The organism is Mesorhizobium sp. WSM4310 (assembly GCF_007003935.1).
Lineage (GTDB): Bacteria > Pseudomonadota > Alphaproteobacteria > Rhizobiales > Rhizobiaceae > Mesorhizobium.
On record NZ_VFTA01000007.1, the window covers coordinates 112,365 to 126,295 of the forward strand.

Below are 13,931 nucleotides of genomic sequence, written 5' to 3' on the forward strand. Positions count from 1 at the left end.
GCGGTTCGCGGATGGCGATCTGCGCTCAGATCCCGGCTGAGATCAGCGCGCGCATGGCAATGGTGTCGGCAAGCAGCGCGGCGAAGATCGCGAAAAGATAGAGGATCGAATAGGCAAACAGCGCCTTGGCAGGTTTCAGCTCCGTTTCGGAAGCGGCCAGAACCTTCCATGAATGCCAGATGAAACCGACGCCCAATGCGGCCGAGGCGATTCCGTAGTAGCCGCTGGTGTATCCGAAGAGCCAAGGCAGCACGCCGACCGGCGCCAGAAGCAAGGCATAGACAAGGATTTGCCTACGCGTCGAAGCAGGGCCGGCCACATTCGGCATCATCGGAATGCCGGCAGCGGCGTAGTCGCCAACCTTGAACAGCGCCAGCGCCCAGAAATGCGGCGGCGTCCACAGAAAGATGATCAGAAACAGGATGAGGCTTTCGATGCCGACGGCGCCGGTTGCGGCCGCCCAGCCAATGACAGGAGGGAGGGCACCAGCCGCGCCGCCGATGACGATGTTCTGCGGTGTCGAGCGCTTCAGCCACATCGTGTAGATGACGATGTAGAAGAAGATGGTGAAGGCCAGCAGCGATGCGGCAAGCCAGCCTACCAGTACGCCGAGTGTCATGACCGAAAGCGCGGAAAGCACAAGGCCGAAGCCGAGAGCTTCGCCCGGCGCGACGCGGCCCGACGGAACCGGCCGTCTTGACGTGCGCGACATCAGCGCGTCGATGTCTGCGTCATACCACATGTTGAGGGCCCCCGCCGCTCCTGCTCCGATCGCAATCGAACCGATTGCGATCACGGCGATGACCGGATTCATCGCGCCAGGCGCCACCATCAGGCCTACGAAAGCGGTGAATACGGCAAGCGCCATGACCCGTGGCTTCAAAAGCGCGAAGAAATCGGCCGCCGTCGCTTCCGAAAGGCGGATGGAGGTATCCTTGAGGGGGCTTTCCCTAGTCGACATCTCGGACGACCACCGATAGGTGGCGAGGGGGCCAGGTCACTTGGAGAAGGTTTTCAGATAGGCAATGACGTTGGCCACGTCCGCATCGTTCTTGAGGCCGGGAAACGTCATTTTGGTGCCTTTGACCATGGCCTTGGGATCGTGAAGGTAGGTCGTCAGCGTTGGCTCGTCCCATTTGACGCCGGATTTGCCGGCCGCAATCATGGCATCGGAGTATTTAAAATCCGGATGAGTACCGGCCGTGCGGCCGATGACGCCGTGCAGCGATGGACCGATCTTGTTCTTGTCCTCGTTTGCGATGTGGCAGACTTGGCATTTGGTGAAGACCTTCTCACCAGCCGCGGCATCCTGTGCCTGCGACGGATGCGCGATGAAGATCGTAACGGACACCCCAGCAAAAAACGCTATAGCGCGCATGGCATTTCCTCCCTGATCGCCATTTATGCCTCGGACGATCGCGCCTTGGGCAGAATATCTCTCCCCAGTGGAATTGCGGTACAAACATACCATGGAATCCAGGCGGCGGGTAGAAAAAGCCAAGCATTGCGAAGGTTTAGAACCCAGCCACGCTCAAGGCGGATCGGTCCGGCAGCTTCCGGCGATCTGCTCAACCGCCTCTTCGAGCCCCGCAAGGTCGAAATCCGCCTGGCCGCGGCCTGACAACAAGCCGAACCGCCATGAAAGCGACAGCCGGCTTGCGGGAACAAGGCGCTTGATGCCGTCGGCGCCGTCGCGCACCAGCATTCGGCCGCGCGATCCGACCGACCAGCTCTCGTCGAACTTGCCGCCGTCGTCAACAGTGACGGACATGGTGATCTTGCGGCTGGCCGAAACCCCGTCATTCAACTGCAGCCATTCGGTCCAGCGCGGTTCTCCGTCTGCCCGGCAGGCAATGGTCAACACCGGGCTGTAACTCAAGGCACCGCCACCCGTGATCAGCTTGTTGGTGCCATGAAGCGAAGCGGTCACAAGGCCATCATCGTCCGTTCCGAAGCGCCACTCGCCGGCAAGCGCGCCGGCCTGGGCAACATCGCAGGCGAAGGCCAGAACGAGCGCCAGGGCGACGGGACGCCCCTTTTCGAAGAATAGGCTCAACGCCCCCTCCAGGAACCACACGGTTTGCAACAGCAGCGCAGATAATGCTCAACGCCAGGTATCGCCAAGTGCCATTTCCCGCAAAGCGAATCGGCTGTTGCAGTTTCGCAACGAAAAAGGCCGCCTCGAGGGCGGCCTTCGTCGATTCCATCAAGCTCGGGACTTATTCGGCGTCCTTGGCGGCCTTTTTCTTCGGCGCGGCCTTCTTCTTCGGCTCTTCCGCCTCGTCGCCGGCCTCGCTCGCCTTGGCTTCAGCCTTCTTGGCCGCGGCCTTCTTCGCGGGCTTCGCCTTGGTCGTGGTTTCCGCGTCCTCGTCGTCGGCCATCAGCTCTTCCTTGCTGACCTTGACGTCGGTGACCGAGATCTGGCCGAGAAGGTGGTCGACGACCTTCTCCTCGAACATCGGCGCGCGCAGCGCATTCAGCGCCTCGGGGTTGCTGCGGTAGAACTCGAAAGCTTCCTGCTGCTGGTTGGCCGGGAAGCGGCGAACCTGCTCGAACAGGCCACGCTGCAATTCCTCGTCCGATACGGTGACACCGGCCTTCTCGCCGATCTCCGCCAGCACCAGGCCGAGACGCACCCGGCGTTCGGCAAGACGCTGATATTCGGCGCGGGCTTCTTCTTCGGTCGTCTCTTCGTCGGCGAAGGTGCGGCCGGCGGCCTCCAGGTCGCGGGTGACCTGAGCCCAGATGTTGTTGAACTCGGCCTCGATGAGCTTCGACGGCGCTTCGAACAAATAGGCGGCATCGAGCTGGTCGAGCAGCTGGCGCTTAACCTTCTGGCGCGTCATCGAGCCGAACTGGTTCTCGATCTGGCCGCGCACGATCTCACGCAGGCGCTCCAGCGATTCCAAGCCAAGGTTCTTGGCGGTCTCGTCGTTGATTTCCAGCTCTCCCGGCTTCGACACTTCCTTGACGGTGACGTCGAACGTGGCTTCCTTGCCGGCCAGATGTGCGGCCTGGTAGTTTTCCGGGAAGGTCACGGTGACCTGCTTTTCGTCACCGGCCTTGGTGCCGATAAGCTGGTCCTCGAAGCCAGGAATGAATTCCTTGGAGCCCAGCACCAACGGCTGGTCGGTGCCGGCGCCGCCGGCAAAGGCCTCGCCATCGATCTTGCCGACATAGTCGATGCTGACGCGGTCGCCTTCGGCGGCCTTGCCGGTCTTCGGCTCATAGCTGCGTGCCGATTCGGCAACGCGCTTGACCTGGTCGTCGATCTCGGCCTCCGGTACGTCGAACACCTGACGCGTCACCTTGATATCGGAGAAATCCTTGATCTCGATCGCCGGGATGACCTCATAGTTGAGGCGGAACTCGAAGTCGGTCCCGCCGGCCAGGATCTTCTCGGCTTCCTTCTCGTCCTCGGTCATGATGACTTCGGGCTGCATGGCGGCCTTTTCGCCGCGGCCCGTAATGATCGAACGGGTGGAGTCGTTGAGGATCTCGTTGACCACTTCGGCCATGAACGACTTGCCATAGACCTTGCGCAGGTGCTGCACCGGCACCTTGCCCGGCCGGAAGCCGTTGATGCGAACCTTGTTGCGCGCGTCCGAGAGCCTCGCCATCAGCTTGGCTTCCATGTCACCGGCCGGCACGGTGATCTTGATCTCGCGCTTGAGACCGGAATTAAGCGTTTCGGTGACCTGCATCGTAAAACCTTTGTTTTCACCAATGAGACTGCCACGGCCTCTGCCGTTTACAGCCTGCCGGTATATTCTTGCCGGGAATGGCTTTTGGTACGGAACCTGGCGATTTGACCGAAATTACGGCTCAAACTCTCCCAAACTGCGTTCCAAAATGTGAATAAGTTCTTGTTTTTCCTACTTCTTATCACATTCTGTAGAAGCGGATCGTCGCGTCCCGTCACATTTGACACGCCTTTTGTCACAGGCGAGCCTAATTTTCAACAGTCTTCGCGCTTAGGCGAATAACCAACATTTCAGCCCTGGCCCACATCTCGTCTCTGACATCTCGTCTCCGACATTGACAGAATGATGGCTACATGGGATTGCCGGGCGATGCGGATGTGGCGGAACTGGTAGACGCCCTGGATTTAGGTTCCAGTGCCGAAAGGCGTGGGGGTTCGAGTCCCTTCATCCGCACCACCCTTCGCTCTGCGAGCTTCGGGTCGCAGGCCACCTGAAGCTCGCTAGATGCAAAGAGTCTCCTCGGAAGCTAGCTTCTGATGGCCTCGTCAAATGACCGCTATCGCATCGACCTCTATGAGGTAGCCTGGGGACATTATCGCCACCCCGACCACCACATTGGCTGGCTTGTGATCTCCAAACAGCGAAATCTGCGCTTCTTCGATGATCGGCACATGTTCGTCGCGCTTGTAGTCGACAATGTAGATCGTAATCTTGCAAACCTGCTCGGGCCGCGCGCCTGCCGCACTGAGCGCCCGGCCGAGATTGCCGAATGCCAGGCGCGCTTGCGCCGCAAAATCACCATGCCCAACCAGCTTGCCGTTTATGTCTTCGGGCTGCTGACCTGAGATGAATACCAGCTTGGATCCCGTCGCGACGACAACCTGTGTGTACATCTCTGGAACTGGCAGATCATCGGGGTTGATGAGTTCGAGCGACACTGGACAATCTCCTGCTTTGTTCGGCTGAAATCGATAGTGATGATCACCGCGCCGCTGGCACACAGGGCGACAGCGCTGGGCGCGTGACATCAACGGCACGGCCCCGCGCGAAATCTCCCAGGGCGACGACGCGCTGGCCAGCGCGCCGATTGGGCTCAACGCCATCAACACGGCTAACTCAGTGCATTTCGCATGGGGTGTCCGGCAATGATTGATCAGTCGACAGCGTGCTGTCAATTGATCCGGCCGGCGCGCGGTGGCGCATCCAAATGTCGCCGGAGCATGCGGATTTGGCGGAACTGGTAGATGCCCTGGATTTAGGTTCCGGCGCCGAAAGACGTGGGGGTCCTTCATCTGCACCAATCTTTTCGGCGAATGGCCCCCACGAAATCCAACTTTCAAAGAAGGCTCTTGAAATAGCACGTAGACAGGTTCTTATTGGCTGAAGGCAGGTTGGGGCTCTGTCAGTTTGTGCGTGTATTGTCTCTAGTTCTGGCGGTAGGGTCGATTTTAGCGGCGGCAACATCTCAGGTTGAGGCCCTAGAATACACGCCTGTTTCGTCTCCAGGGCAGCAGCCGTTTCTTGTTGTTTCCGGAGAGTTCAAAGACAATGAACCCCTGAACGCCTTTAGCAACGCGGTTGCGGGCAGCGGGGCCCGGATGATCGTATTCAACTCCCCCGGCGGCAACGTCGGCAGCGCGCTTCGGTTGGGGCGTATGATCCGCGCGGCGGGGTTGGATACGCTTCAGGTTCGCCAATTGCAGTGCGCTTCAGCCTGCTCGCTGGCCTTCTTGGGTGGCGTCCACCGTGTTGCCGAACCAGGTACTATCGGCATTCATCGGGCTTGGTTGAAATGGACTGACGGGATTTCCAGAGAAGAAGCCAAGGCCCGTGTCGAGCTCGGAACGGCCGCAATCACATCCTATGTAGTCGAGATGGGAGTGGACCCCGAGCTGATTGAATTGGCATCGAGCTATGACAAGCATGACATAAGATACCTATCGGCCAGCGAAATGGCAGAGTTGCGTGTGACCAATGTCGCAGCGAACCAATCGCCCGTGGATACGTCGCAGGTGTCGACGCGGCCAGATCCTGCGCCCGTGCCAGTGCCTGCACCCGACGCAAGGCAACAGGCGGAGAGCGCTGCGGTCGCCTTCGTCAAGGATCTGATCGAGCATCATGGCGACAACGACGATTTCGCTCTTGCTCAAGTTCAGGCGTCCTACGCTCGCACCGTCGACTATTATGGCAAGTTGACGAACCTGAGTTCGATCATTCAGGACAAGAGGAACTATTACCGGCGATGGCCTGAACGCATATATAACGTCCGCATTGACAGCATTGTGGTCACCTGTGCAAACGATCGCTGCATGGTTTCTGGCGTGTATGACTGGGTCGTGCGCAGCCCCTCGACACACAAGCAGGACAAAGGCGTAGCAGACTTTAGCTACACCATATCGACTGGCCCCTATCTCAAAATCATCGCCGAGACGAGTAGGGTCCGGAGTTGACCAGCGGAGTCCTCCATCCTGAGTTAGTGAACTCTCTTGCGAAAAATCTGTTCAGCTATTTCGCATAGTGGCACTCGCCCCTCCCGGTGGGCACCACAGTTGATACAAAGTGAGTCCATTCCGGTGCCGCGCTGCCGCAACGCTTGTACGGCAAGGCCTTACACTGATTTAGAGGCGTCTGGTCTTGCTTCGCACCGATAACCGGCATCCATCGTTATTAATATAGCGGTTCCTCGAATAGCGTCTTGTCGCCGTCGACCAATGCCTTGATCTGCGCGGTGCCGTCGCTGGCGAGCGCAAGCCTTATGCCGAACGGGCGCACCCGCATGTCGCTCTGGATCGCCATCCCCTCGCCTTCCGGCAGGTAGAACCGCTCGATGCCGTAGTCCGGCGCGATGGTCATGCCCTCGCTGCGCAGATCCCAGCCTTCGGCGACATGGCCTGCAATATCAGCCTCGTCGGCAGCGGCCGGCGCCGGCGCCTTGCCGAACCAGGCGGTGGTCGGCGTCCAATAGCCGTCAGCACCCTTTTTCAGGCGGACCACGATCGACGTATCGTCGCTGGAGAATTTGCCGGCGGGAATGTTGGCGATCATTTTCACCGGAATACGCGAAATCGCGTAGCCGAGGATGATGTAGTCGCCGCGCAGCAGATCGCGCGGATCGACGGGTTCGATCCTCAGCAGCACTTCCTTGCCGTTGCGCAGGATCGCCGCCCGGCCGGCGATGATCCAGCTCAGGAAGCCGATCTGGACGAGCGCCAGCACCAGCGCCGAGATAACAAGCCTCTTTCCGGTCATCATGCGGTGGCTCCCCCCGTTGCCGGACCCTTCATGCGTTTTTCGACGCGAATGATGATGATCGCCAGGATGCCGAGCAGCACCGCGGCGGCAAGGAAGAAGCCGGCCGTGTCGAGCATGGACTGCAAGGTCACGACATAGATCATGGCGAGTTCGAAGGCGAAGCCGAGATAGGCAAGCCAGCGCAGGCCACGGCTCTCCCGTCCCGCCAGCACGATGGCGGCGACTATGCCGGCCAGCGCGACGACCGAGGCAATGGCGAAACCGCTGTTGTAAGTACTTTCGTCGGCCAGTTCGAACTGGATGATGGCCAGCCCGGTAAGAAAGCCGAGCAGCGCATGCAGGGGCAAGCGGCCGCCGAGTTGCACGACCCTGTCGACAGGTTCCGGTGCGAAGACAGAAGCCGCGAAGAGCACGGCGGAGACGATGACCAGAGGGATCGCCACCGGCAGCGCCGCGTGATTGCTGGCCAACAGCACGAGATAGAAGAGCAGCGACAGGATGATCAGATGCCGCGCGGCCTGGCTGCGGGTCCAGAACGAGACGGCAAACAGCACGATGGCCATGACGACGAAGGCATGCGGAAACTCGCTGCGGCTGTAATAGTCGAACCCCTTCAGGAACAGCCAGGCGTCGGCGATGCCGACCGAAGCGACGGTCAGCGGGTTCGACCGCAGCGCGACCGCCGCCAGCGCCGCTCCGGCGCCCCAGGTGACCAGCGCGGAAGCCTCGTCGCCGGACAGATGGTACATCTGGCCGATCAGCGCGATCGAACCGCCAAAGGCAGCCGCCGCCACGATCCACAGGGCTTCGCCGATCGCCGCATGGTCGCGCGTCTTCAGCACCGCGCCGCCGACATAACCGCCAAGGATGATGGCAAACAGCGCCGCGACCCGCGCCAGCCGCGGAATGGCATCCCAGTTGGCAGCGACGAAGATCAGGATGGCCGCGCCGAACAGCAGGGCCGCCATCATGGCCAGGATCGAACCGAAGCTCAGCGACTTGCGCGTATTCGCCTCGACGTCTCGCGTCAGGGCGTCGGCCGTCGCGGCGTCGATCAGGCCTGCCTGGAGCCACCGCACAATGTCGGATCTGACCCGTGTCGAATAGCCCGCCATGTCCTGCATCCCCCGCTAGGTCGTTTTTTTAACCGAACCAGCCAAACCGTTGACGTCACGGCACTTTCCGATTCTGGCTTCTTTGTGTCAGGTCCATGAAGGCGCGTTAATGTTGCATTGCACAATTTGCATTGCTGCCATGCAGCCATAGCGCTTTTAAATCGATATGAGCCCGCCTATTTATAGTTCGTACACAAACGGAATGATCCGCAAGAAAGACGAAACGAGAACTACCATGAACCTGATCCGCAACTATCGCAACTGGCGCCGCTACAGGGACACCGTGTCCGAGCTGAGCCGCCTGAGCAACCGCGAACTGACCGACCTCGGCATCAGCCGCAGCGACATTCCTTACGTCGCTCGCAAGGCGGTCTAATTTTTCGGACCGCAAATGGTCCGAACAAGTTTCCGAAAAGAGAACGACAATGAACCTGATCCGCAACTATCGTAACTGGCGCGTATATCGCGAGACGGTTACCGAGCTGGGTCGCCTTTCGAACCGCCAGCTGCATGATCTCGGTATCGTCCGCGACGAAATCAAGATCATCGCCCGCCGGGCGATCTAACGGAATTTCGCTGGGGTCGACCTCCTCCCCGACCTCCAGCGAACGGTCAGCCCTTATCCTCCTCCCGAGGGTTGACCACCAAAACGGCGCCCGCCGCACCTCCTCCCGCGGCGGGCGCTGTTCCCGGGGCAAACGAATTTTGCTCCAAAGGGTTTTGCCGCTTTTAAAAGATGGCAAAAGAGATTTCGTCAAAGCCGACCTCCTCCCCGGCAATGACGAATAGGTCCAACCTTCACCTCCTCCCGAGGGTTGGCCAACCAAACGGCGCCCGCCGCACCTCCTCCCGCGGCGGGCGTTGTTTCCCCGGAGCAAAATGAATTTTGCTCCAAAGGGTTTCGCCCCTTTTCAAAACGCGAAAGAGATTTCGTCAAAGCCGACCTCCTCCCCGGCGATGACGAATACGGTCGATCTTCACCTCCTCCCGAGGATCGACCCCCAAAACGACACCCGCCGGACCTCCTCCCCCGGCGGGTGTTGTTGTTTTCGGCGCCTGGTTCACCATCTGCGGTTTGCCCGCACCAGGCACGGCAATTGCAATCGCCGCCCCAAGCGATTATTCCGGCGCTCATGAGCAAAAATCCCATACACATAATCGGCGGCGGTCTCGCCGGTTCCGAAGCCGCATGGCAGGCCGCGCAGGCCGGTGTTCCCGTCGTGCTGCATGAAATGCGCCCGGTTCGCGGCACGGACGCGCACAAGACCGATGGCCTGGCCGAACTCGTCTGTTCCAATTCCTTCCGCTCCGACGACGCCGAGAACAACGCGGTCGGCCTGCTGCACGCCGAGATGCGACTGGCCTGCTCTCTGATCATGAGCGCCGGCGACGCCAACCAGGTGCCGGCCGGCGGCGCACTGGCCGTCGACCGCGACGGCTTCTCCGAGGCCGTGACGAAGAAGCTCCAGGCGCACCCGCTGATCACCATCCAGCGCGAGGAAGTTCCCGGCCTGCCGCCGGCGGACTGGGACCAGGCGATCATCGCCACGGGACCGCTCACCGCCCCATCGCTGGCCCAGTCGATCGCCGAGGCGACCGGCGCCGATGCGCTCGCCTTCTTCGACGCCATCGCGCCGATCATCCATTTCGACACGATCGACATGGACACCTGCTGGTTCCAGTCGCGCTACGACAAGGTCGGCCCCGGCGGCACCGGCAAGGACTACATCAACTGTCCGATGGACAAGGAGCAGTATCTCGCCTTCGTCCAGGCGCTGATCGACGGCCACAAAACCGAATTCAAGCAATGGGAAGGCACGCCCTATTTCGACGGCTGCCTGCCGATCGAGATCATGGCCGAGCGCGGCGTCGAGACGCTGCGCTACGGGCCGATGAAGCCGATGGGCCTGACCAACGCGCACAACCCGACGGTCAAGGCCTATGCCGTCGTCCAGCTAAGGCAGGACAATGCGCTGGGCACGCTCTACAACATGGTCGGCTTCCAGACCAAGCTGAAGCATGCCGAACAGGTCCGCATCTTCCGCACCATTCCGGGCCTGGAAAACGCCGACTTCGCCCGCCTCGGCGGCCTGCACCGCAACACCTACATCAATTCGCCGACCTTGCTCGACGCCTCGCTGCAGCTGAAATCGCGTCCGGGCCTGCGCTTCGCCGGCCAGATCACCGGTTGCGAGGGTTATGTCGAAAGTGCCGCGATCGGCCTGCTCGCCGGCCGTTTCGCCGCCGCCGAGCGGCTCGGCCATGCGCCGTCCCTGCCACCGCTCACCACGGCTTTCGGCGCGCTGCTCAACCACATCACCGGCGGCCACATCGTTTCGGACGACGAGCCGGGCAAACGCTCCTTCCAGCCGATGAATGTCAATTTCGGCCTGTTCCCGCCGGTGGAAGCGGTGAAGATCGAAGGCAAGCGTCTGCGCGGCAAGGACAAGACGGTTGCCAAGCGCCATGCCATCACATCGCGCGCGCTGGGCGATTGCCGGCAATGGCTGGGTTTGCCGGCGCGGGCAGAGGCGGCAGAGTAGCCTTTAATTGCATACTCCAATCTGCCCCGGTCTCGGCCGCCATCAAGTAGAGTTCTTCACGGACTAGTTGCAGAAGTTCTCCATCTAGCTCTACCTTCATGGTGGAGGTCCGATGAGCGTCACCTGGCCGGAGATCGCTTTCCAACTTGAACCGGACGTCGCGCTGGCGGCGGCAAAAGCGTGGTCGTGGCTTTTACCGGAGCCTTGGAACCCGGTTGTTTGCTCAATGGTTGGAGGCGTGTTTATCGAGCAGCCGAACAACGGGGTTCACTGGCTCGATACCGGGACGGGCTTGGTCGAGCAGGTGGCTCACAATCGGGCGGATTTTGAGGAGATGATCAGGCTTCGTACTGATCTCGTTGACGAGTGGTTCCTCCCGCCGCTTGTGGAACGCCTTCGCGCCGCAGACAAGAAGCCGAAGACGGGAGAATGCTACGGCTTCACCATCTTGCCCGCCTTTGCCGAGGGCAAATTCGATGTCGAAAACATGTTTGTGGTCCCCGTGAGTGAGCAGTTCGTAGGCATGGCCGATATTCATCGCCGGCTGAGCGAATTGTCCGACGGCTCAAGGGTACGGCTCAAGGTGATCGATTAGGCGCGTAACGCTACTCCGCCGGCTCGGCACCCGCCATCGGCAATCCCGGCTTCCCCGCCTCGGCAGGATTGCGCCTGACATAGGCCGCCTTCAGGCTCTCCGAAGTTTCGCGCGAGCCGTCATGGCTCCAGCCGGGCGGCTTGATCAGGTAGTTCAGGCGATCGCTGAGCGTAATACCCGGCGCAAACGCATCCCTGAACATGCCGATCCATTCGTGGAACGCCACTTTCAGCGGGTTGAAGGTGCCGAGATTCCTGACGATGCCATAGCGCGGCCGGTCCTCTTCCAGCTCTTCGACGAAGCTGCCGAACATGCGGTCCCAGATGATCAGCGTGCCGGCATAGTTGGCGTCGAGATAGCGTGGATTGGTGGCGTGGTGGACGCGGTGGTGCGAGGGCGTGTTGAAGATGAACTCGAACCAGCCCCACATCTTGCCGATGGCCTCGGTGTGGATCCAGAACTGCCAGACAAGGTTGAAGCCGAAGGTGAAGGCAATCACCGCGGGGTGAAAGCCGAGCAGCACCAGCGGTGCCTGGAGGACGAACATGAAGGTGAACAGGCCCGTCCAGCTCTGCCGGAGCGCCGTCGACAGATTGTAATGCTGGCTGGAGTGATGGTTGACGTGTTCGGCCCACACCCAGCGCACCCGGTGCGCAATGCGGTGATAGACATAATAGCGCAAATCATCGAGCAGGAAGGCGGCCAGGAACACCCAGACCGACAGGCCGAGATTGAAGACGCGGAACTGCCACAGCCACAGCAGCGCCCAGTAGGAGACGACGCCAAGCAGCAGCCCGGCGACGACATTGCCGGTGCCCATCATCAGGCTGGTCACCGTGTCGCGCGTCTCGAACGAGCCTTTCGCGCGGCCGGTGCGCACCAGCCAGAGCTCGATCAGGATGGCGGCGACGAAGAACGGAATGGCCAACTGGGTAACTTGCGGAAAATCATAGCTGTCCATCACGCGGCCTCCCTGGCGGCATGGCGTGCTTCAAAAGCTTTCAGCAAGGCCTGCGCATCGCCGGCATTGGCGAAGCGGAAACGGCCGCCCTTCCAGGTGAAGTCCGTCAATCGCAATTGAATTGTGTTCGTCTCGTCGGAATTGGACACCGAGACGTCCGTAGCGGTGACGATGCGCGTCAAGAAGCAGTCGCCGATGCTGTGGACGATGCCGGTGCGCCCTCGTCCAAGGTCCAGAAATGCCGTTTTGGCGTCCGCCGTCAGGCGAACTGTTGCAACCATCTCGTCGGGAAAATCCTCGGCGAAACGGTGCAACGCCTGATCGGGATCGGCCAGCGTGGCCGTCTTGCTGCCGCCGGTGAAATGCACCGCGGCAACCGACAGCGCAATGCCAAGGACGACGATCGCGACCAGAACGGGCAAGCTCATGGATTTCCTCCGGGCCGGCCTGTCATCTCCAGCGACAGTTCCCGGCATGGCCGACTCCTTAGCACGATTGACGTTTACGTCAAAGTGCCGGCCAGCCCTTGCTCGCCCGCCGCACCAGCAGCCAATGCCGGCGCAAGGCGGATAGCCGCGCGACGCCGTCGAGCGGCGAATGGCGCGAGCCTTCCATCCTGTCGAGATAGGCGCTCGACAGTGCCAATGGCAGGAATGCCGGGCGCAACGACGCCGGCAGCCCGGCGGCGCCCCGCTCGAATGCGGAAAGGTGTTCGCGTGCCAGCGCTGTTATCGCCGCTACGGCACGCCGCGCCCCAGGCCCGCCATCGCCGGCAACAAATTCCTCCGGCGTCGATCCCGCCGCCGCCAGAATGTCGGCCGGGACAAAACACTGCCCGCGCTTGCGGTGCAGCGGCAACAGCAGCAGCAGTCCGGTCATGGCCTGCGCGCAGCCCGCCCTGCCTGCCAGTTCGGCGAAGCGGGGCGCCTCGACGGGATCGAGCACCATTGCGGCAAGCTGGATGAGCGCGGCCGCCGTCTCGCCGCAATAGCCTTCCAGGTCGGTACGCGACGGCATCGGATCGTCATAGAGATCGAAGATGCGCGCCTCGAGCATGTTGTCGAAGGCCGGCTTCGGCAGGTGATGGCCAGAAATTGTCGCCTTCAATGCGTCGGCGACGGGATGGCCGACGGCTGCGCCGTCACTGTCGGCGGCGATGAGGTCACGCCACCATTGCAGCCGCACCTCGCCCGGCAATGCTTCATGGATGCGATCGCGGATGCCAGCGATTTCGGCATTGAAAGCGTAGAGCGAAAACAGCGCATCGCGCTTGTCGGCCGGCGCGTAGAGTACCGTCAGATAGCGGTCATGATCGGCGGCGCGCACCGCGTCCATGACGATTTTGGCATTTTGCGACATATCACTCGACGGCGATGAGCGCGGCAGCCACGGCGCGGTCTTCCGCCAGGAGGACATTGTAGGTCCGCACCGCAGCCCCGGTCGACATCGGGTCGGAGGCAATACCGGCCTCCTTCAGCGCCGCTCGCAGCGCCGCGGGCAATGGCCTCAAATCCTTGCCCATGCCGACCAGCAGGATCTCGACCTTGTCGGCCTCGGCCAGCAGTTTTTCGAAATCCGCCACTGTCAGCGCTGAAGCGTCCGCCGGCTCCCAGCCATGGATGCCGGATGGCAGGCACAGCAGCGAACCGCGATGCGACATGTCGGCAAAGCGGAACCCGCCATTGCCATAGGCCTCGATCGACGCGCGGCCGGGGAAGTGCGCCTCGCGGATGACGATGCCTTTGCCGGTCACCACTTTCG

The 13,931-nt window shown here is 61.3% G+C and carries 16 protein-coding genes and 1 tRNA gene; 6 read left to right on the forward strand and 11 right to left on the reverse strand.

What is annotated here, in order from left to right; translation table 11 throughout:
* Window positions 1–25: 25 nt before the first annotated feature.
* The 4 genes from FJV80_RS10550 to tig all read right to left on the reverse strand — a co-directional run bounded on the left by FJV80_RS10550 (window position 26) and on the right by tig (window position 3,704).
* Complete coding sequence (locus FJV80_RS10550) at window positions 26–961, reverse strand: heme o synthase (protein WP_142876313.1); 936 nt, start codon at window positions 959–961, stop codon at window positions 26–28.
* Between the two features lie 36 nt (window positions 962–997).
* On the reverse strand, window positions 998–1,378 hold the full coding sequence (locus FJV80_RS10555; protein ID WP_027046909.1) for a cytochrome c family protein: 381 nt from the start codon (window positions 1,376–1,378) through the stop codon (window positions 998–1,000).
* Window positions 1,379–1,531: 153 nt separating this feature from the next.
* On the reverse strand, window positions 1,532–2,056 hold the full coding sequence (locus FJV80_RS10560) for a hypothetical protein (protein ID WP_095787519.1): 525 nt from the start codon (window positions 2,054–2,056) through the stop codon (window positions 1,532–1,534).
* Window positions 2,057–2,219: 163 nt separating this feature from the next.
* The gene (gene tig, locus FJV80_RS10565) at window positions 2,220–3,704 is read right to left on the reverse strand and encodes a trigger factor (RefSeq protein WP_095787518.1); all 1,485 of its coding nucleotides are present in this window, start codon (window positions 3,702–3,704) and stop codon (window positions 2,220–2,222) included.
* A gap of 371 nt (window positions 3,705–4,075) precedes the next feature.
* Between tig and FJV80_RS10570 the strand changes: the two genes are divergently transcribed.
* Window positions 4,076–4,160 (forward strand) — tRNA-Leu (locus FJV80_RS10570).
* An 89-nt stretch (window positions 4,161–4,249) separates the two neighbouring features.
* Here the strand turns inward: FJV80_RS10570 and FJV80_RS10575 are convergent.
* Window positions 4,250–4,642 carry a RidA family protein gene (locus tag FJV80_RS10575; protein WP_095787517.1) on the reverse strand — a complete coding sequence of 131 codons (393 nt, stop codon included), beginning with the start codon at window positions 4,640–4,642 and terminating at the stop codon, window positions 4,250–4,252.
* A gap of 438 nt (window positions 4,643–5,080) precedes the next feature.
* Here FJV80_RS10575 and FJV80_RS10580 point away from each other — a divergent pair, with 438 nt between their 5' ends.
* Window positions 5,081–6,154, forward strand: a complete 1,074-nt coding sequence (locus tag FJV80_RS10580; RefSeq protein WP_142876314.1) for a hypothetical protein — start codon at window positions 5,081–5,083, stop codon at window positions 6,152–6,154.
* 217 nt (window positions 6,155–6,371) lie between these two features.
* Here FJV80_RS10580 and FJV80_RS10585 read toward each other — a convergent pair whose 3' ends face one another.
* Both FJV80_RS10585 and FJV80_RS10590 read right to left on the reverse strand, forming a co-directional pair.
* Complete coding sequence (locus tag FJV80_RS10585; protein ID WP_142876315.1) at window positions 6,372–6,956, reverse strand: GDYXXLXY domain-containing protein; 585 nt, start codon at window positions 6,954–6,956, stop codon at window positions 6,372–6,374.
* A complete protein-coding gene (locus tag FJV80_RS10590; protein WP_142876316.1) occupies window positions 6,953–8,071 on the reverse strand; it encodes a DUF2157 domain-containing protein in 1,119 nt (372 codons plus the stop codon). The genes FJV80_RS10585 and FJV80_RS10590 overlap by 4 nt, the downstream gene beginning before the upstream one ends.
* Before the next feature lie 235 nt (window positions 8,072–8,306).
* Here FJV80_RS10590 and FJV80_RS10595 point away from each other — a divergent pair, with 235 nt between their 5' ends.
* The 4 genes from FJV80_RS10595 to FJV80_RS10610 all read left to right on the forward strand — a co-directional run bounded on the left by FJV80_RS10595 (window position 8,307) and on the right by FJV80_RS10610 (window position 11,209).
* Window positions 8,307–8,447 (forward strand): DUF1127 domain-containing protein, encoded by a 141-nt coding sequence (locus FJV80_RS10595; RefSeq protein WP_013531315.1) that lies wholly within the window; start codon window positions 8,307–8,309, stop codon window positions 8,445–8,447.
* 49 nt (window positions 8,448–8,496) lie between these two features.
* A complete protein-coding gene (locus FJV80_RS10600; RefSeq protein WP_019858543.1) occupies window positions 8,497–8,637 on the forward strand; it encodes a DUF1127 domain-containing protein in 141 nt (46 codons plus the stop codon).
* A gap of 567 nt (window positions 8,638–9,204) precedes the next feature.
* On the forward strand, window positions 9,205–10,614 hold the full coding sequence (gene trmFO, locus FJV80_RS10605; RefSeq protein WP_095787514.1) for a methylenetetrahydrofolate--tRNA-(uracil(54)-C(5))-methyltransferase (FADH(2)-oxidizing) TrmFO: 1,410 nt from the start codon (window positions 9,205–9,207) through the stop codon (window positions 10,612–10,614).
* Window positions 10,615–10,726: 112 nt separating this feature from the next.
* Window positions 10,727–11,209, forward strand: coding sequence for a T6SS immunity protein Tdi1 domain-containing protein (locus tag FJV80_RS10610; protein WP_095772847.1), 483 nt, complete (start codon window positions 10,727–10,729; stop codon window positions 11,207–11,209).
* Between the two features lie 10 nt (window positions 11,210–11,219).
* On the opposite strand, the gene FJV80_RS10615 is transcribed toward FJV80_RS10610, so the two are convergent.
* The 4 genes from FJV80_RS10615 to FJV80_RS10630 form a co-directional block, all read right to left on the reverse strand.
* Window positions 11,220–12,170 carry a sterol desaturase family protein gene (locus FJV80_RS10615; RefSeq protein WP_179296427.1) on the reverse strand — a complete coding sequence of 317 codons (951 nt, stop codon included), beginning with the start codon at window positions 12,168–12,170 and terminating at the stop codon, window positions 11,220–11,222.
* Window positions 12,170–12,598, reverse strand: a complete 429-nt coding sequence (locus FJV80_RS10620) for a hypothetical protein (protein WP_142876317.1) — start codon at window positions 12,596–12,598, stop codon at window positions 12,170–12,172. The genes FJV80_RS10615 and FJV80_RS10620 overlap by 1 nt, the downstream gene beginning before the upstream one ends.
* Window positions 12,599–12,677: 79 nt before the next feature.
* Window positions 12,678–13,529 carry a phytoene/squalene synthase family protein gene (locus FJV80_RS10625; RefSeq protein WP_185975178.1) on the reverse strand — a complete coding sequence of 284 codons (852 nt, stop codon included), beginning with the start codon at window positions 13,527–13,529 and terminating at the stop codon, window positions 12,678–12,680.
* Between the two features lies 1 nt (window position 13,530).
* A complete protein-coding gene (locus tag FJV80_RS10630) occupies window positions 13,531–13,926 on the reverse strand; it encodes an Mth938-like domain-containing protein (protein WP_179295843.1) in 396 nt (131 codons plus the stop codon).
* Window positions 13,927–13,931: the final 5 nt, after the last annotated feature.